18 protein-coding genes and 3 pseudogenes are annotated in these 17976 nt (G+C 66.3%); 19 read left to right on the forward strand and 2 right to left on the reverse strand.

What is annotated here, in order from left to right; translation table 11 throughout:
- The 11 genes and pseudogenes from LGN17_RS33180 to LGN17_RS33230 form a co-directional block, all read left to right on the forward strand.
- Positions 1-120, forward strand: a pseudogene (locus tag LGN17_RS33180) (IS5/IS1182 family transposase); the annotation flags it as partial.
- A 6-nt stretch (positions 121-126) separates the two neighbouring features.
- Positions 127-268 (forward strand): annotated as a pseudogene (locus LGN17_RS36925) (RHS repeat-associated core domain-containing protein); the annotation flags it as partial.
- Positions 269-564: 296 nt separating this feature from the next.
- On the forward strand, positions 565-1062 hold the full coding sequence (locus tag LGN17_RS33190) for an Imm21 family immunity protein (RefSeq protein WP_226201082.1): 498 nt from the start codon (positions 565-567) through the stop codon (positions 1060-1062).
- A gap of 26 nt (positions 1063-1088) precedes the next feature.
- Positions 1089-1239: pseudogene (locus tag LGN17_RS33195) on the forward strand (RHS repeat-associated core domain-containing protein); the annotation flags it as partial.
- On the forward strand, positions 1215-1520 hold the full coding sequence (locus tag LGN17_RS36930) for an HNH endonuclease (protein ID WP_413227064.1): 306 nt from the start codon (positions 1215-1217) through the stop codon (positions 1518-1520). The pseudogene LGN17_RS33195 and the gene LGN17_RS36930, both read left to right, overlap by 25 nt.
- A gap of 4 nt (positions 1521-1524) precedes the next feature.
- Positions 1525-1956: a DUF4265 domain-containing protein gene (locus LGN17_RS33205; RefSeq protein WP_226201083.1), complete on the forward strand. Its 432-nt coding sequence runs from the start codon at positions 1525-1527 to the stop codon at positions 1954-1956.
- Positions 1957-2062: 106 nt separating this feature from the next.
- Positions 2063-2212: a hypothetical protein gene (locus LGN17_RS33210; RefSeq protein ID WP_226201084.1), complete on the forward strand. Its 150-nt coding sequence runs from the start codon at positions 2063-2065 to the stop codon at positions 2210-2212.
- A 25-nt stretch (positions 2213-2237) separates the two neighbouring features.
- Positions 2238-2339 carry an H-NS family nucleoid-associated regulatory protein gene (locus tag LGN17_RS33215; protein ID WP_226201180.1) on the forward strand — a complete coding sequence of 34 codons (102 nt, stop codon included), beginning with the start codon at positions 2238-2240 and terminating at the stop codon, positions 2337-2339.
- 537 nt (positions 2340-2876) lie between these two features.
- Entirely contained in the window at positions 2877-3176 is a 300-nt protein-coding gene (locus tag LGN17_RS33220) for a hypothetical protein (protein ID WP_226201085.1), read from the forward strand.
- Positions 3177-3467: 291 nt separating this feature from the next.
- Complete coding sequence (locus tag LGN17_RS33225) at positions 3468-4694, forward strand: RHS repeat-associated core domain-containing protein (protein ID WP_226201086.1); 1227 nt, start codon at positions 3468-3470, stop codon at positions 4692-4694.
- 20 nt (positions 4695-4714) lie between these two features.
- Positions 4715-5065, forward strand: coding sequence for a hypothetical protein (locus LGN17_RS33230; protein WP_226201087.1), 351 nt, complete (start codon positions 4715-4717; stop codon positions 5063-5065).
- A 535-nt stretch (positions 5066-5600) separates the two neighbouring features.
- Here the strand turns inward: LGN17_RS33230 and LGN17_RS33240 are convergent.
- On the reverse strand, positions 5601-6269 hold the full coding sequence (locus LGN17_RS33240) for a MarC family protein (protein WP_226201088.1): 669 nt from the start codon (positions 6267-6269) through the stop codon (positions 5601-5603).
- Positions 6270-6712: 443 nt separating this feature from the next.
- Here LGN17_RS33240 and LGN17_RS33245 point away from each other — a divergent pair, with 443 nt between their 5' ends.
- The 8 genes from LGN17_RS33245 (at position 6713) to LGN17_RS33280 (ending at position 16947) form a co-directional block, all read left to right on the forward strand.
- Positions 6713-8101, forward strand: coding sequence for an undecaprenyl-phosphate glucose phosphotransferase (locus LGN17_RS33245; protein WP_226201089.1), 1389 nt, complete (start codon positions 6713-6715; stop codon positions 8099-8101).
- Positions 8102-8227: 126 nt separating this feature from the next.
- Positions 8228-9463, forward strand: coding sequence for a polysaccharide biosynthesis/export family protein (locus LGN17_RS33250; RefSeq protein WP_226201090.1), 1236 nt, complete (start codon positions 8228-8230; stop codon positions 9461-9463).
- Positions 9460-9966, forward strand: a complete 507-nt coding sequence (locus LGN17_RS33255; protein ID WP_226201091.1) for a low molecular weight protein-tyrosine-phosphatase — start codon at positions 9460-9462, stop codon at positions 9964-9966. The genes LGN17_RS33250 and LGN17_RS33255 overlap by 4 nt, the downstream gene beginning before the upstream one ends.
- The gene (locus tag LGN17_RS33260) at positions 9963-12245 is read left to right on the forward strand and encodes a polysaccharide biosynthesis tyrosine autokinase (RefSeq protein ID WP_226201092.1); all 2283 of its coding nucleotides are present in this window, start codon (positions 9963-9965) and stop codon (positions 12243-12245) included. Before LGN17_RS33255 ends, LGN17_RS33260 begins: the two co-directional genes overlap by 4 nt.
- Positions 12242-13453, forward strand: a complete 1212-nt coding sequence (locus tag LGN17_RS33265; protein ID WP_226201093.1) for a glycosyltransferase family 4 protein — start codon at positions 12242-12244, stop codon at positions 13451-13453. The genes LGN17_RS33260 and LGN17_RS33265 overlap by 4 nt, the downstream gene beginning before the upstream one ends.
- A complete protein-coding gene (locus LGN17_RS33270) occupies positions 13450-14613 on the forward strand; it encodes a polysaccharide pyruvyl transferase family protein (RefSeq protein ID WP_226201094.1) in 1164 nt (387 codons plus the stop codon). The genes LGN17_RS33265 and LGN17_RS33270 overlap by 4 nt, the downstream gene beginning before the upstream one ends.
- A complete protein-coding gene (locus LGN17_RS33275; RefSeq protein ID WP_226201095.1) occupies positions 14610-15896 on the forward strand; it encodes a polysaccharide biosynthesis protein in 1287 nt (428 codons plus the stop codon). The genes LGN17_RS33270 and LGN17_RS33275 overlap by 4 nt, the downstream gene beginning before the upstream one ends.
- A complete protein-coding gene (locus LGN17_RS33280; RefSeq protein ID WP_226201096.1) occupies positions 15886-16947 on the forward strand; it encodes a hypothetical protein in 1062 nt (353 codons plus the stop codon). The genes LGN17_RS33275 and LGN17_RS33280 overlap by 11 nt, the downstream gene beginning before the upstream one ends.
- Here the strand turns inward: LGN17_RS33280 and LGN17_RS33285 are convergent.
- Positions 16924-17937 (reverse strand): glycoside hydrolase family protein, encoded by a 1014-nt coding sequence (locus tag LGN17_RS33285; RefSeq protein ID WP_226201097.1) that lies wholly within the window; start codon positions 17935-17937, stop codon positions 16924-16926. The two genes, LGN17_RS33280 and LGN17_RS33285, sit on opposite strands and share 24 nt — an antisense overlap.
- Positions 17938-17976: the final 39 nt, after the last annotated feature.

The following is a 17976-nucleotide window of genomic DNA, read 5'->3' on the forward strand; positions in this document are numbered from 1 at the left end:
CTGCACAACTTCAGACGCCTGCGCATTCGGTTCGAGCGCCTCGCCGCCATACACGAGGCGTTCATGAAAATCGCCGCCTGCGTCATTTGCTGGCGACACCTTCAAAAATCATTCTGTTAGCGTTTCTTACACTATAACCGGCACCGGTACTATGATCCGAACGCCGGGCGCTTCATCTCGAAGGACCCAATCGGGCTCGCCGGCGGCTTCAACGTCTATCACGTATGCGCCCAATTCCATCTCTTGGACTGACCCATTCGGTCTCGCAGACGACGAAACCTTGAAGCCGGGCCCGTTTGCCACGGACTTCATACCAGCACGGGGGCCAGCGCGCGACTTTACCTTAGAGGAGAGACAATAGGTCAACACGATCGGCTATCGAGACGGTTGCCACACGTGTGGTTCTACAGACCCCGGTACGAAGAGCGGAGATTTCATTCCCGACCACCAAACTCCGAATGCGCTGAACGTGCAAGGAAAGCCCCAGCGCCTGTATCCTCACTTTAAGCGGTGCAGCCTCAAACAAGCTGGCCAAGTCACGCGGGCGAAGAGAAGGAGCGGCCAATGAATAAGTTCGTTATTTCAGACTGGATCAGCAGTTCCGGCGGACCACTGGTCGTGATGGAGGAAGCAAAGGCATCGCTATGGAATGGCATGAGTGGGAACCCATCAGATTACGATTTGGCCTGCCAATCTGCCGACTACTCCAGCAAGTTGGCAGTGCATGGATCAGATGTGCTCGTGTTGGGTGATGAGCCGTTGCAAACAGCGGTCGCTACATCTGACAGCCGGCTATTGATCGTTCGCTGGAAGTGGGCCGATAGTGAAGCGAATGTGCGAGTTGCAATCGAGCAAATCGACTTCGATACGGTAAACGTCGTTGAAAAATTGACGATCACCTGGGCCAATCAGCCGTTAGTCTTGTTCGATGCCGTTGACACGTTCGATCCTTCCCATCGCCTGAAATTCTCGGCGCATTTGGATTCCAATGAGGTATCAACTTTTATCTGCCAGCCTACGTCGAGGACATCTTTGCTAGTGCACGCAATAGCCTCCGTTTAACTGTACGACGTGACTTTGAAAAGTAGACGGGGCTGCATTACAACCGGCATCGGTATTACGATCCAACGTCGGGAAACTTCATCAGCAAGGACCCGATCGGCTTGGCCGGTGGTCTCAACGTCTATCAGTACGTGCCTAATCCAATCGAGTGGATCGATCCTCTTGGTTTAGCAAGACTTAGCCTCCCTGGAAGTAGAAAGGGGAAAGATTTTACTCGAGCCGGAAAGGATGCTGTAAAAGCGGAGAACATTAGGAATCACGGTTCGCTGACATGTGAAAAATGCAACACTGATGTGATAAATGCCGTCCAACATCAAAAGGGCGTTACGCCTCCGGATAATGAGGCGCATGTCGATCACAAAAAACCCAAGGCGAAGAACGGGTCGGGGACTCCGGAGAATGGGCAGGTTCTTTGCCGGGTGTGTAATCTTGATAAGAGCGACTCGTACGTGGAGTGATAGGATGGAAAAGATTTTTTTTAAATTAAATGTCGTGGATGGCTATCCGCCGGTATCCATGGAGAGTGTGTGGTCGGAGAGGCTGGATTCTGGGTTGTTTAAGATTGTAAATATTCCGTTTTATACGAAAGATGCGAGTCTTGGTGATGCCGTTTCGGCAGAAGTTGGGGTAGATAGAGAGTTGATCTTTAAGGAAGTTGTGGTTCCTGGCGAAAATAGTACGTTCAGAATCGTAGTTTTTGATGATGGAGTAAATCAGATTCAGAAGATTATAGAGGCTCTTGTGGAGGTGGGCTGTACATGGGAGGGAATGGGAGAGCGGTTCTATTCTTTCAATGTGCCGGGAGATGTGGATCTCGATGATGTGCTTGTCCTACTTGATAAATACGTGCAGGCTAATTGGCTTGATTACGAATATGGCATGATTCGCCAGTGAGTGCGGGGCTAATCTGGCGAGGTCGGCGGAGAAAACCGTGAGTGACGGACCTTGTCCGAGATGTGCGGCGACAAGCGAGGTTCAAAGGCTGCGGCACGAGTTTGCCGTGGTCGACGAACGTATTGAGGCGCTGCGCTCTACGGAGCGGCGTGAAGCGCTGGCGCAGGTGCAGGGCCTGATTGACCAATTCGTGTTGACGCGGCGCGAAGTGTTCGACATGGCTGCGACTCGCCCCTCGTATCGGGGCCTGCCGTAGCACAGCCTGAGATCCAGACTACAGTATCTACCGCGATCCGGTAACGGGGCAGACATGGAACGGGTCGGGCAGACTGCCAAAATGGCTGAAAGGCAAGCAGCGCGAGTTGTATTTGGCAATACGATAAAACGCGGATGGGGTATGGCCTGCGCTGCTCTGGGATGAGCGAAGAAATAGCTCGTTCGGAAAGCGAAGGGTCTCTCGGGTGAGTTCCGAGCGACAGCAATCGATACGTCTATCAATACGCACCGAACCCGGTAAGCTGGGTTGATCCACTGGGGCTATCAGGCAACCCGATTCCCGGGTCAACAAGTGTCAATTGGATCGGTGGTAGTGCAATCGATAACCTTCGTTTGAAAGAGCCAGAAAAGAGGCTCAATCCTCCTGGGATCTCGGTCCTGCATAGCTGTTGTCCGTGCAATGCAGCCCAACAGATGAGGAATGTCTTTCCGAAGGCAACAGGTTTGCTGAAGGCAATTGAAACCATAGCATCAGGCACGGCAGATGCCGTCCGAAGTGCTGGGTTTGAGGTAATTGAAGATCCGACAAGCAAATTTCCAAATCACGCTCGAATCGTTCGTCCTGATGGTGCGGATGGCTTTAGTGATGAAAACCTTAAGGGGCTTTCCGAAGCACTTGGGACAACCACACGGTGCGCACGACGATGAAGTTCTACTTGATGGATCACGGCGGAAATTTAGCGGGAGAGGTCACGGTGAGTTCCTCGAAGGAGGCACTCACGCTAGGAGGCTTTACGCCCGCACCGCGCTTCTGCTTGTACGAACAACTATTCCGGGAGTTCGAGCAAGCAGCGAACAATCAGCTTTTTGTAGAGATAGATCGGTTGGAACGCGAGATCGCCGAACTAGGTTTTTATATGGTTGGCCCATATCCTCAAGATGGTCGACTTGAAATTGAGGACTTGCAGATCATGGGAAATGACGTGAGCTTTCGACTGAGGTAATGAACGACAAGGGCCGCTTACGCGGCCCTTGTCGTTTCTGGGAGAGATGTTCGAACGTGGTCCGGAAATCGACCCACGTGCACTTACTCGTTTCTCCCCTGATCGGGGTGAAACGCAGCGGCGACCGTCAGGAGTCAAACGCTGCAAGGCACGGGTGGCAAGGTCACGGAGCGCCGCTACCAATACGACAAGGCGGGGCAGCTGACCCAGATCGCCGACCTGCGGCGCGGCGAGATCCAGTATGCGTACGATCCGGTCGGCCGGCTCACGCGCGCGCAGTCGGCGTTGGGCGTGGAGACCTTCGCGTTCGACCCGGCGAGCAATATCGTGGAGGCGAGCGAGCGTGATCAGCACGGGATCGGCGCCGAAGGCGGCAAGCGCTCGGCGCCGTTGCTGGATAACCTGCTGAAGCAATACGCCGGCACGCGTTTCGAATATGACGAGCGCGGCAACCTGACGCGCCGCACCCACAACGGGGAGTCGACCGCGTTCGAATGGAGTGCGTTGGGGCGAATGTCGGTGGCCGTCAACCGACACATGCGGGCGACCTACGTCTACGACGCACTCGGTCGGCGAATCGCGAAGCACACTGAGGCGCAGGTGGCGCCCCGAGCGAGTGCGGGCAGCGGCTGGCGTGATGCGGAGCGGGCCCGATTGGCGCGGGAGCACGGCTACGGGCTGACGCTGTACGGATGGGATGGCGACCAGTTGGCGTACGAGACGGTCGGTGCGCGTCGGGAGATCGTGCACTACGTGTACGAGCCGCGCAGCTTTACGCCGTTGGCGCGGGCGAGCGTGCCGATGGAGCGGGCCGGGAACGAACAGGCGCCTGCCCCGTCGTTGGCGTACTACCATTGCGATCAGATCGGCACGCCGCAGGAGGTGACGGACGAGGCTGGCGAGGTGGCGTGGTCGGCGCGGTACAAGGCTTGGGGGGCCGCGCTGGAAGTCATCAGCGATGCAGCGCGCAAGGCCGGGATCATCAATCCGCTGCGCTTCGCCGGGCAGTACTTTGATCGTGAGACGGGGCTGCACTATAACCGGCATCGGTACTATGATCCGAGTAGTGGACGCTTCATCAGCAAGGACCCGATCGGCTTGGCCGGTGGTCTCAACGTCTATCAGTACGCGCCCAATCCGGTTGGCTGGATCGATCCCCTTGGGCTCGCTCGTTGCCCTTGCGATCCATGTTCCAAATACGATGTTGGTACGTATGACAAACTGAAGGAGCGCTCTGTATCCGGTGACGGCCTCGATATTCACCACGCGATGCAAAGCAACCCGGCTGGTCAGGTAGTGCCGAATTACGATCATCAGACCGCACCGGCAATTGCTGTTCCGAGGCCAGAGCATTTGCGAATTCCGACGATCAAGGGCACTTATACTGGCACCACCCGGGATCTGCTCGCGAAAGATATTCGCGATCTCAGGAGCCGCACCGGAGCATCAAACGAATGTTTGCGGCGCTTGATTGACCTTAACAAGCAGACGTATCCCGGTGCGTTCGCGAAGAAATAACCAAGGTGTGAGCTAAGCACATGAACACTGCCGAACTACTTTCACTGATAGACGAGCACGTGAGGGACGCGACGATCAATGACTTAATTGAGCTCTTCACGGCTCCTCCGGGCAGGAAACCGGAAAAGTTCTTGGTAGATGTAGCCGCGTGGCGTTCGAGCCTCAACGACCACGATCGTGAGTTGTTGGATCGGGTAATCGCGGAATCCGTAAAAGGCGCACTCTTTGGCCTATTTGCAGTTGTCGACGGTGCGCGCGTGGTAGATCAAACCGTTGAACGATTTGTTATCTGTACCGAAGACCGTGACGGGAACAGAGTTCCAATCAACGATACGGGTTCGGATTTGCACAGCCACTTTGCTCCAGATTGATGGACCGCATCCGAAAAGAGCAGTGAAACATCAAGGGCCGCGTAAGCGGCCCTTGATGTTTCTGGGCGAGATGTTCGAACGTGGTCCGGAAATCGACCCACGTGCACTTACTCGTTTCTCCCCTGATCGGGGTGAAACGCAGCGGCGGCCGTCAGGAGTCAGACGCTGCAAGGCACGGGTGGCAAGGTCACGGAGCGCCGCTACCAATACGACAAGGCGGGGCAACTGACCCAGATCGCCGACCTGCGGCGCGGCGAGATCCAGTATGCGTACGATCCGGTCGGCCGGCTCACGCGCGCGCAGTCGGCGCTGAGCATGAAGATGGCTCAAGAATCAGATTGGACGTGTTAACGCTGGCAAGCAAGATCAGAGATACGCCCCGCCGGGTTATGAGCTTGCTCACCAAGATGGTTTCGAGAGTGAAAAGGGTTTTGACTATCAGCACGCCGCCCCTCGCAGGCTCGCGCGCACTGCACGCCGACTCCATCGGCCTGTTCCGATCATGCGCGCCGGCGCATGCACCGGCGCTCGACGGCTAGCGCCCCTGCCCCGCCAGCGGCAACAGGAACTCCGACAGGCCCGTCAACATGATCTGCACGCCGACGCACAGCAGCAGGAACGCCGACACGCGCATCGCGACCTTGGTGCCCTCCGCACCGAGATAATGCGCAAGCGTGGTCGCCCGGCTATACACCTGCCAGATCACGAGCGACACGAGTGCGGCCACGGCGAGCGACACGACGCCGGAAACCAGATAGTCGCCGACGCTATGCGCGCGGTTCGCATGCAACGCGATGCCCGCCGCGATCGAACCGGGGCCGATCGTCAGCGGCACGGCAAGCGGAAAGAACGCGCGCGCCATCAGGCTGTTCAGGTCGCCGCTCGGGCCGGCCGCATCGCCACCCGGCACGTCGGGCGCGTTCAGCATGTGCCACCCCGCGACAGCCACCGCGAACCCGCCGCCGATCCGCAGCGCCTCCATCGAGATCCCGAAGAAGTTCAATACGGGTGCGCCCGCGAAGAAGATCACCAGCAGCGTGAAGAAGATGTTCGTCGCCACTTTCTTGGCGAGCAGCGCGCGCTCGGCATCGGTGATCGACTGCGTGCGTTCGAGAAACACGAACGCCATGCCGATCGGGTTGATGATCCCCACCAGGCCGGTAAAGCCGAACAGGATTTCAGGTAACAGGCGGTCAAGCGACATCGGGTCGATGCTCCGTCATCGAGAGGTAGACAAGGCGGCCGCGCAGCCGAACGAGCACGAACGGGCGCGGCGACGGGAGATTGTCGATCGCCCGCGCCACGGCGTAAATCATCCTGGTCCGAATTCGCGCGTGGAAATCGCCTCGCAGCGTCCCGCCACTGCGCCCCCCGTTTGCCGTTCGGTCATCACGCGAAGTCCGCGAGCACGGCAAGGCATCCGGACGACAGAACCGGACTGGTCTGACATTCAAACACCACCGAACCTCCCGTTGCCCGATGGTTCAACGCGATCGCGCTCAATAGAATGAATCAAACGATCCGCCGTGCATTGCATCGCGCGTTGCGGATCAAGACAACAGGAATCAGATACCCGAGGCGGCCTCGAAATCCGCATGCGAGCGCAATCCGCATGTACTGCGCCGTCGTGTTTCGAGGCAACGTGAAATGCAGAAAAACCCGATTCGACATCGTGAATTGATCGTATTCCTGATCGATATCGGCATGATCGTCACGATCGCGATGACGATGCTCGGCGAGTCGATGTGGTCGCTCGCGGCGCTCCGTACGGAAACGCTGCTCGTCGCATCGAGCGCGCTGTTCGCGACGTTCCTGCTGAGTCTCTCCGATCGGACCCTGAACGACGCCGGCGCACGTGCGACGCGCTACCTGCTGCGCACGTTGGCTCTGTGGCTCGTCGCGCAAGGCAGCGTGTTCGCGATGATGATCGCGCTGTCCGCCGTCAGCCTCGCATCGGTTGCGTGGTTCATACGATGGACGCTCGGCGTGGCGATCGCGCTGCTGGCGTTTCGCATCGGCCTCTTTCTGTGGCGATGCCGCCGCCTGCGCGCGCCGCGGCGCCACCGGGCGATCGCGATCGTGGGAACCGGCGAGCGCATCGCGCGGCTGGCCGCCGGGATCGGCGGCGCGTCCTCGCCGTTCCGGCTCGTCGCGATCTGCCAGACGTCGGCCCACGACACGCCGATCGACGGCGCGTTGCCGGTTCTGCACGACCTCGCTGCGTTTTCCCGGCAGGTGCGGCAACAGCGTGCGAGCGAAATCTGGATCGCGCTGCCGTTGAGCGACGAGCACACGATCGTCAGCGTCATCGACGAATTCCGTCACGACTTCGTCGACATGCGTCTGCTGCCCGACGTGAGCCAGCTTGCGCTGTTCGGCAGCCAGGTCGACGAAATACTCGGCGAACCCGCGATCTCGCTCGCGGTTTCGCCCCTGTCGCTGCGGGCACGGATGGCGAAGGCCGTATTCGATCGCGTGTTCGCGGCCGCGGCACTGATCGCGCTGATGCCGCTGCTGCTCGCGATCGGCGTCGCGGTGAAGCTGTCGTCGCCGGGCCCGGTGTTCTTCACGCAGAAGCGTCGCGGCGCCGATGGCGAAACCTTCGACATCTACAAGTTCCGCACGATGAAGCTGCACGTCGAGCGAGACGGCACGGTGGCGCAGGCGACGCGCAACGATCCGCGCGTCACGGCCGTCGGCGCGCTGTTGCGGCGTACCAGCCTCGACGAGCTGCCGCAGTTCATCAACGTGCTGCTCGGCGACATGTCGGTGGTCGGCCCGCGCCCGCATGCGGTGGAACACGACGCGCAGTACCGCACGCTCGTCGACGGCTACATCCACCGCTACCGGATCAAGCCCGGCATCACGGGATGGGCGCAGGTCAACGGGCTGCGCGGCGCGACCGAACACGTCGAACGCATGCAGTCGCGCATCGAGTACGACCTGTACTACCTGCGCAACTGGTCGTTCTCGCTCGATCTGCGAATCATCGGCGCGACCGTCCTGAAAGGGATCGTGCATCCCAACGCTTACTGAGCGGCAGACCCGTTCGCTTCAACGGCGAACGCGGCGCGCTCTCCACTGAACCCGCGTTGCCCGGATACCCCGGGCGGAACGCGCGCGGCCGCCGCATCCCCGGCGCCGCCATCAAGGAAAGAGCAGATGAAAACCTCGAACGCCCCGACACGGGCCGGACATGGCTGGCGCGTCATGCGCGGCCTCGCGCTCGCGACGGCGGCCAGTGCGCTGTTGTCCGCATGCGCGCTCGCGCCGGGCATGCGGATGGATCATCCATTCGTCCAGAGCCTGCGGCTCCCCCCTGCATCGGATGCCGGGCCCGCCGTCGCGGCCGCGAACGAGCCGGTATCGCCAGCCGCATCGTCGCAATCGGCGAACGTTCCGCCGGCGCGCCTGCCGGTACCCATCGTGCCCATCGACCCGGCGCTGATCCAGCGTCAGCGCGCCGTGGACGCAGCCGCGCTCGCGACGCTCGCCGCCCCCGCTCCGTCGCGCGCGTCGTCCTACCGGATCGGCCCCGGCGACGTGCTGCAGATCACCGTGTGGGATCACCCCGAACTCGCCGCCGCGCAGCCCGGATCGCAGCAGACGCCGCCGCGCGCGGCCGATCCGGTGGCCGGGTTCGTCGTCGACGATCGCGGCAACCTGGCGTTTCCGTACGCCGGCCAGCTGAAGGTCGCCGGACTGACCGCCGCCGATGCGCAGGCGCGCGTCGCGCAGGCGCTCGCGCGCGTGTATCGCGATCCGCAGGTGACGCTGCGGGTCGCGTCGTACCGTTCGCAGCAGGTCTACGTCGACGGCGAAGTGCATACGCCGGGCGCGCTGGCCGTCAACGACGTGCCGATGACGCTCGCCGACGCGCTGTCCCGCGCGGGCGGCTTCACGCCCGCGGCCGACCAGAGCGACGTGACGCTGGTCCGCGACGGCGTGCCGGTTCGCGTCGATCTCGCCGGCATGATCCGTGCGCATCGCAATCCGGCCGACATCGTGTTGCGCGCCGGCGATCTGCTGAAGATCGCCGCGCGCGACGACAACGGCGTCTACGTGATGGGCGAAGTCAACCGCCCGCTGCTCGCGCTGCCGAAGCGCAACGGCCGCCTCACACTCAGCGATGCCTTGCTGCAAGCCGGCAGCATCAATTCGAACACCGCGGACGCCGCGCAGATGTTCGTGATCCGCGGCGGCAAGCGCGGCACGCCAACCGTGTTCCATCTCGACGCGCGCTCGCCCGTCGCGATGGTGCTCGCGAACGAGTTCGAGCTGGAGCCCAAGGACATCGTCTACGTCGACGGCAACGGCCTCGTCCGCTTCAGCCGCGTGCTCGCGCTGCTGCTGCCGAGCGTCAACACCGGCGCCGCCGCGGCGATCGCAACCAAATGAGCGCGCGCCCGTCCCTGCTCGTCGTATGCGAAGGCAATCTTTGCCGCAGCCCGATCGCGGCCGCGCTGCTGGCCGCGCGGCTGCCGCACGCGACGGTTCGCTCCGCCGGCCTGGCCGCGCGCGTCGGGCATCCGGCCGATCCGCTCGCGCGCGACGTCGCACGCGAGCTCGGGCTCGATCTCGACGCCCATGTGGCCGGCCCCGTCACGGTCGACCTGTGCCGGCAGGCCGACCTGATCCTCGTGATGGACCGCGCGCAGCAGCGCGATCTCGAATCGCGGCACCTGTTCGCGCGCGGCCGCGTGTTCCGCCTCGGCGAGCACGCTCGCGCGCCCGGCGGCGCGCGCGCCGGCTTCGACGTTCCCGATCCCTATCGCGGCACGCGCGACACCTTCGTGCGCTGCGCATCGCTGATCGCCGCCGCCGTCGAAGGCTGGCATCCGCTCATCCTCGCGCGCTGGCCCGACCGGCCGGCCGACCTTTCCTCCTCAACGACATCATGACCGCACCGCCTTCCCGCGAACTCGCCACCGACAGCGAGTTCGACCTCATTCACGCACTCGACGTGCTCGGCGGCATGCGCTGGACGATCGCCGCGCTGACCGCCGCCGGCATCGGCATCGGCACGCTGTACGCGTTCCTCGCGCCGCCGACCTATCAGGCCGACCTGATGATCCAGACCGACGACGGCGGCGACACCGCGGCGAAGAACCTGCTCGGCGACGCCGCGTCGTTCTTCAACGTCAATGCGCCGGCGTCGGCCGAGGCGCAGATCCTGTCGTCCCGGCTCGTGGTGACGCGCGCCGTGGACGACCTGCGCAGCTACATCGTCGCCAGGCCGAAGCGCTTTCCGCTGATCGGCGGCTTCGTGTCGCGTTTCAACGACGGCGCGGTGCGCCCGGGCCTGCTCGGCATCGGCGGCTACGCCTGGGGCCAGGAAAGCGCGCACGTCACGCGCTTCGACGTGCCGCGGCGCGCGGAAGGCGACACGTTCAGCCTGACGCGGATCGACGCGCAGCACTACCGGCTGTCCGGCCCGGATCTGGCCGACGACGCGATCGGCCGCATCGGTCGCGCCGAAACCTTTGCCACGCGCTACGGCCCGCTGTCCATCGAGGTGGCCGGTTTCGACGCGCTGCCCGGCACGCGCTTCCGCCTGATCCGCAACGGCCGCGCCGACACGATCGATGCGCTGCGCACCGCGCTCGACGTGCAGGAGAAGATCAAGCAGTCCGGCGTGCTCGTCGCGACGCTGCGCGGCGACGATCCGGCCGCGATCAGCGCGACGCTCAACGCGCTCGCGAACCGCTATGTCGAACAGAACGTCGAACGCCGATCGGGAGAAGCCGCCCGCTCGCTCGCGTTCCTGCAGGAGCAGCTGCCGATCGTCAAGCGCCAGCTCGAACAGGCCGAGCAGCGCTATGCGACGCTGCGCAGCAGCGGACATTCGATCGACCTCGCCGAGGAAGGCAAGCTCGCGCTGCAGCAGAGCGTGGACGTGCAGGCGCGCGTGCTCGAACTCCAGCAGAAACGCGACGAGCTGTCGCGGCGCTTCATGCCGTCCCATCCCGACATGGCCGCGCTCGACGCCCAGCTCGCGACGCTGCGGCGCCAGCAAGGCCTGCTCGACACGAACATCGCGCGGCTGCCGGAACGGCAGCGCGACGAAGTGCGCGCGCAACTCGACGTGAAGGTCGGCACCGATCTCTACACGGCGCTGCTGAACAACATCCAGCAGCTCGAACTGGTGAAGGCCGGCAAGACCGGTAACGTGCGCGTCGTCGATACGGCCGTCGTGCCGGACGATCCGGTGCGGCCGAACCGGCCGGTCGTGATCGGCGTCGCCGCGCTGGTCGGGCTCGCACTCGGCATGCTCGTCGCGTTCGCGCGCGACTTCCTCTACGGCGGCCTGCGCGGCATCGACGAGATCGAACGGCACGCGGGGCTGCCCGTGCTGGCCGTGGTGCCGTCGGCCGACGGCCAGCGCGCGATGACGCGCGCGATCGGGCGCGGGGACGCCGGCCCGTCGCTGCTCGCGCTCGCCGAGCCGTACGAGCCGGCGATCGAAAGCCTGCGCAGCCTGCAGACCGCGCTGCATTTCTCGCTTGCGCACGAAGAGCATGCGGTCGTGCTGATCACCGGCCCGGTGCCGGGCGCCGGCAAGTCGTTCGTCGCGGCGAACTTCGCGGCCGTGCAAGCGGCGGACGGCAAGCGCGTGCTGCTGATCGACGGCGATCTGCGCAAGGGCCATCTGCACCAGGTCTTCGGCGTCGCGCGCGACAACGGCTTCGCCGATGCGCTCGCGGGACACGCCGCGCCCGACGGCGTCGTGCACCGCGCGGTCGCGCCGAATCTCGACTTCATCGCGACCGGCGCCTTGCCGCACGCACCCGCCGCGCTGCTGCAGCGGGCCAGCCTGGGCGCGCTGCTCGAGCAATGGCGCGCGCACTACGACACGGTCGTGATCGACGCGCCGCCGGTGCTCGCCGCCGCCGACGCAAGCTGGCTCGGCACGCACGCGAACGCGATCCTGCTGGTCGTGCGCGCCGGCCGCACCAAGGCCGGCGAACTGGTCGAGACCGCGAAGCGTCTCGCCGGCCGCGGCAGCGCGGCGCCCAAGGTCGTCCTGAACGGCATCGACCCGCGCGGCGGCCGTTGCGCGTACGGCACGAAATACGGCGGTTATCGCTATACCGAATACCGCTACGCGAACGAGTCCGACGATACGTCCGGACGCGGCTGGCGCGCGGCGCTGCGCCGCCTGACCGGGAGGGCGAAATGACAGTCGCCGATACCGACCTGCACCGCGCCGGACCCGCCGCCGCCCCCGTTCGCCTGCCCGACCGCAGCGGCCCGCCGCTGCGCATCGCGATGGTGGTCGAGGCGGCCGGCGGCGGCGTCGCCGTCCACCTCGTCGACCTGATCGCCGGCCTCAGGGCGCGCGCGAACGTCGAGATCCACCTGGTCGCGCCGCTCGGCGCACGTTTCGACGACGCGATCCTGGCCCGCGCGCTGATCCACTGCGCATCGTTCCATCGGCTGCCGTTCCGCCGCTCGGTCGGCCTGCACGATGCCCGCGCCGCGCGCGCGCTGCACCGGTTGCTGAACGCGATCGAGCCGGACGTCGTCCACAGCCACAGCTCGAAGGCCGGCGCGCTCGCGCGCCTGTGCACGGGGCCGTGGAAACAGGTCTACACGCCGCATGCCGTCTATACGCTGAACCCGACGCTGTCCGCCGCGAAGCGCTGCCTCTACGGCGGCATCGAGCGCTGGCTCGGCAATCGCCGCTCCGACGCGGTGATCGCCGTCTCCGGCGACGAAGCCGAGCACCTGCATGCGCTCGGCATCGCGCGCGAACGCATCCGCACGATCCCGAACGGCGTGACGCCGCCCGCACTGCTGCCGCGCGCCGCCGCACGGGCCGTGCTCGGCGTCGCCGACGACGCGTTCGTGGTCGGCTTCGTCGGCCGCTTCGACGCGCAGAAAGGCGTCGACCGGCTGGTGCGCATCGCACGCGCGCTCGCCGCGCGCTACGACGACCGGCTGCAGATCGTCGCGATCGGCTCCGGCGACTTCAACCGGGCCGCCGGTGCCGAAGCGAACGACCTGCCGATGAACCTGCGCGTCGCGGGGCGTATCGACCACGCGCGCCGCTACTTCTCGGCGTTCGACACGTTCGCGCTGCCGAGCCGTTACGAAGGCTTTCCGTACGTCTGCATCGAAGCTGTCGCCGCGCACGTACCGATCGTCGCGACCCGCGTCGCGGGCGCGACCGAACTGGTGGACGGCTACCACGTCGGGCTGACCGTCGGCAACGACGACCGCCCCGGCGAATTCGCCGACGCGGTGGCGCGCCTCGCCGATTTTCCCGCGCGACTCGCGGACATGCGCCGGCAGTGCGCGCTCGCCGCCCGCCATTACTCGGCGGACGCGATGGTCGAACGCACGCTCGCCGTCTACCAGAACCTGCTCGAGGAACCCGCTCGATGAACCAGCCCGTTCATGTCGCGCTGCTGCATGCGTACAGCACGCGCAATTCCGGCGACGGCCTGCTCGTCGACCTGTCGATCGGCCTGCTGCGCGACGCGTTCGGCCCGCACGTGCGGGTCTCCGTCGTCGCGGCCGATCCGGCATCGTTTGCGCACTTGCCCGACGTCCATTCCGCCCCCGTGCTGGCGGCGCGCGGCACGGCGCGCCTCGCGCAGGCGAGCGTCGCGCCGCTGCCGCTCGTGCTCAATCCGTCGCTCGGCGCACTGCGCAACCTGCTGAGTCGCGTCGACCTGATCGTCGGCGTCGGCGGCGGCTACCTGCGTGCGCGCAGCGCGACCGAAGCGCTGAAGCTCGAGGCCGGCCACCTGCTGCAGATGCGGCTGGCGCGCGCCGCGCGCAAGCCGACCGTCTATCTGCCGCAAAGCATCGGGCCCGCCGCGAGCCGGTCGTGGCTCGCCGCGCACATGCGGACGATGCTCGCGTCGTTCGACGACGTATTCGTGCGCGACGACCGCTCGGCCGCGTTCCTGGCGCGCAACGCGAACACGCGACGCGCGCCGGATCTCGCGGTGCTCGAATTCGGCCGCGGCCGCGCCGGGTTCGCGGCGCGCCGCCCCGCGCCCGGCGCGGCGCCCGCGCATGTCGCGATCGTGCTGCGCAAGCCGCCCGCGTGGACTGCCGCGCAACGCGCGCGCTACCACGCGTCGACCGCCGCGCTGATCGAGCGGCTGTGCACCGTGTGCCGGCTGACGTTCGCAGTCCAGAGCACCGGCCGCGGCAACGACGACAGCGCGTACTACCGCTCGCTCGGCATCGACGCGGCGCATTCGCTCAAGCACGTGCTCGCGCACGACACGCCCGACGCCGTCGTGTCGGTGCGCCTGCACGGCGCGCTCGAATCGATCCTGCACGGCGTGCCCGCGTACCACCTGAGCTACGAGCGCAAGGGTTTCGGCGCCTACGCCGATCTCGGCGTCGCGGACTGGGTCGCGAACGCGGCGGATTTCGACGCGGCGGCGGTCGCGCACACCCTGCTCGCCCCCGGCGCGCTCGACCGTTTCCGCGACGCAACGCGCGGCGGGCTCGCGCGCCTGCAGTCGGCGCGCGACACCCTCGTCGCGACGCTGCACGACGCCGTCTACCGGCCCTCCGCCCGATGAAGGCGCTCGGATCCCGCCTCGGGCTGCGCGTCGGCTCGCTCGCGATGAAGTTCGCGTTGACGATCGTCGTCGCGCGCACGCTCGGCTTCGACGCCGTCGCCGCCTACGGCTTCGCCGTCGCGGCCTCGGTCGTCGCGTCGAAGGTGCTCGGGCTCGGCTTCAGCACCGAGCTGAACCGGCGGCTGTCAGGCGACGCGCCGGCCGATGCGATCCGCACCGCGACGCGCCTGTTCGCGCTCTACGGCATCGTGTATGCAGTGCTCTGCGCGCCGCTCGCGGTTCCCGGCTGGGCGGCCGGCATGCTGCCTGTCGCGACGCTGCCGCACCTGCCGCTCGCACTCGTCGCGCTGATCGCCTGCGCCGAACACGCGGCGCTGGAGGTCAACACCTATCTGTTTTCGCTGCATCGCGCGCGGGCCGCGTCCTGGTTGCTGTTCGTGCGGACCGGCGCCTGGGCCGGCGTCGCGATCGCGGCGCTGGCGGCCGGCGCGATCGGGTCGATCGATGGGCTGTTCGGGCTCTGGCTGGCCGCCGACGTCGCGGTCGTCGCGGCGGGCTGGCTCGTCATCGCGCGGGTCGCGCGCGCGCTGCCGGCGTCGCGGGCGCCGGCCGGGCCGCACGCATCGCGCGACCTGACGGGTGTCTGGCTGGACGGCCTGCCGTTCTTCGTCGCGTTGCTGCTGATGTCGGTCCTGCAATATCTCGAACGCTTCGCCGCAGCCGGCGTGCTGCCGGCCGCCGAACTCGGCCGCTACGTGTTCGTCTGGTCGATCGCGAATGCGATCCAGACCGTCGCGGCGGCAACCGTCGTCGCGGTCGCCGCGCCGCGCCTGGTGCGCGCGCGCGATGCGGCGCCCGGCGCGTTTCGACGCGAACTCGTGCGCTCGATCGGCGCGTCGTTCGCGCTGACGGCCGCGGCGGCCGTCGCGATCGCCGCGCTGCACGGGCCGCTGTTCCGGCTCGCGCACGAACCCGCCGATACGCTGCAGGCCGCCGGCCTCGCGATCCTGCTGATGTCGTTCGTGCTGCGCGCGCTCGCCGACGTGCTGTGGGCGGCGGCCGTCGCGCTGCGCGCGGGCCGCCCGGTCGCGCTCGCGATGGCCGGGCTGACGCTCGTATGCCTGCCGGTGTCGATCGGCTTCGTCCGCGGCCTCGGCGCGCTCGGCGCGGCGTGCGCGCATCTCGCCGCGAGCGTCGCGATCGCCGCCGCGCTCATCTGGATCGTCGCGTCCGGCCTGGCCCGCACGGCGGGCGCCGAACCGGGAGCCGCCGATGCTGCCTAGACTGATGGCGAGCGGGCCGCTGCTGAGCCGGCGGCTCGTCGATGCGATCGCCGCATGCGTCGCGCTGCTGTATCTCGCGGTCTATGCGAACGCGCGTGCGCTGCTGCCCGAGTTCATCTTCCGCGACGCCGACAAGATCGAGACGCAGATCGGCGGCGGCGCGACCTACGACGGCACGTCGTTCGATGCGGTCGGCCGCTTCTATCAGGCGCTCGGCAATGCCGGCACGAGCGTGTTCGTCGCCGCGCTCGGCGTGCTGTTCATCTGGCTCGCGCTGCGGCAGACGCGCCGCGCGGGCTCGCTGTGCGCGAACCTCGTGCTGATCGCGCCCTGCCTGTTCTTCAACCTGTTCGTCGCGAGCAAGGACACGCTCGTCGTGCTGATCGCCGTGCTGCTGGCGTGGGTCGCGCGCCGCGCCGGCACGATGCGGACGTTGGCGGCCGCCGTCGTGCTCTATGCCGGCTACGCCGCGTTCATCCGCAGCTATTTCGTGCTGATCGTGCTGTGCGCGGGCGGCGCGTGGGCGTTTCGCCGGGTGCCTCTGCCCCTGAAGGCCGTCGGGCTGCTGCTGCTCGGCGCGGCATTGATCGCGCTGCCGGATGCCGTCTACTACTTGCTCCAGCATCCGCGCGACATGGCGGTCGACTATCTCGTCTACGAATCGCCGTTCGGCGCGCGGACGAGCTTCTACAACCCGTATCCGCCCGATTCGTTCGTGCACTTCGTCGGCAATTACGCGTACTCGGTCGTGCGGCTGAACCTGCCGATCCTGTTCTCGTTCGACGTGAAAGGAGTCGCGATGCAGGGCTTCATCGCGTTCGTGCTCGCGTCGGCGTGGCCGCGCGTCGCGCCGGCGGCCGGCACGGGCGCCGCGTCGCTGCGCGGGGGCGAGGCGCTGGCCTGCCTGGTGCTCGGCCATGTCGCCGTGTCGATGCTGTTCGAACCCGATCTGGGCAGCTACACGCGGCACCTGTCGAGCGTGGCGCTGTTCGTCGCGGTGCTGTGGCCGCTGCGTACGGCCCGCGCGTCAGCCGCCGCCCGGCCGGCCTGAGCGGGCGCGCGGCTGTCCGGCGCGCAGCGTCTGCTCCACCGCGTCGAGCGCCGGCTTGGCCGTGCGATCCGCGCGGACCAGGCCGTAGTTCCGCTGCGCGGCGTCCGGGCCGCTCGGCGTGTCGGCCCATTCGTAGATCGAGATCAGCGGCGTCGCCAGCTCGCCCGACGCCCGCAATAGCGTCGTCAGGCGCTGCACCTGACGCAGGTCGCCCTCGACGCCGGCCGACGTTGCGCCATCCTCGGTGATGGCGACCGGCAGGCCGTAACGCGCCCGCACATCCTGCGCCGCCGCGCGAATCTGCGCGGGCGTCATGCCATAGGCGTGGTACGAGATCGCGTCGACGCATCCGGCCAGCGACGGCGCCAGCGGTTCCAGCAGCCGATCCGGCGCCGACCCCGCGAAAGGCGCCCGCGAGAACGCAAAGCCGATGACCGGCACGCGCGGGCGGCTCGCGCCGAAGCGCGCGCAGACGGCCTGCATGAACGGCGCGAACGTCGTGTCGACATCCCCGGTCGGCCAGTATTTGCCGAGATCGGGTTCGTTCCACAGCTCGATCGCCAACAGCCGCGCACGGTACGCGTCGGCAAGCTGAGTCACCGTGCCGGCCAGGCTCGCGCCCGCTTCGGCGAGCGCGGCCGCGCGCCGGTCGGGCGGGGCATCGCGCGGCGCCAGCGGTTCGAGGGCGCGAATGGTCAGCAGCACCGGCAGTTGCGCGGCATGCGCCGTCGCGACCGCGGCGTCGAATGCCGCGCGATAGGCGGGCTGCTCCAGCCGGTCGGTCCAGACGCCCATCCGCACGAAACCGAAACCCGCGCGCCGGATGCGTTGCGCGTCGTCCGCCGTGAACGACTGCAGTTTGACCTGCACGCCGACGAGCGGCGCGCCATCCTGTGCCGGCGCGGGCCACTGTGCGCGATCGCGCGCGACGGCGTGTCCGGTCGCCAACGCGAGCGCGACGATCAGCGGATACCGAAAAGCGATAGGCATGGAAGTGTTCTCATGAAGCGCCACGTGCCGGTGCAGGCC

This window comes from Burkholderia sp. AU30280, from assembly GCF_020420125.1.
Classification (GTDB): Bacteria; Pseudomonadota; Gammaproteobacteria; order Burkholderiales; family Burkholderiaceae; genus Burkholderia.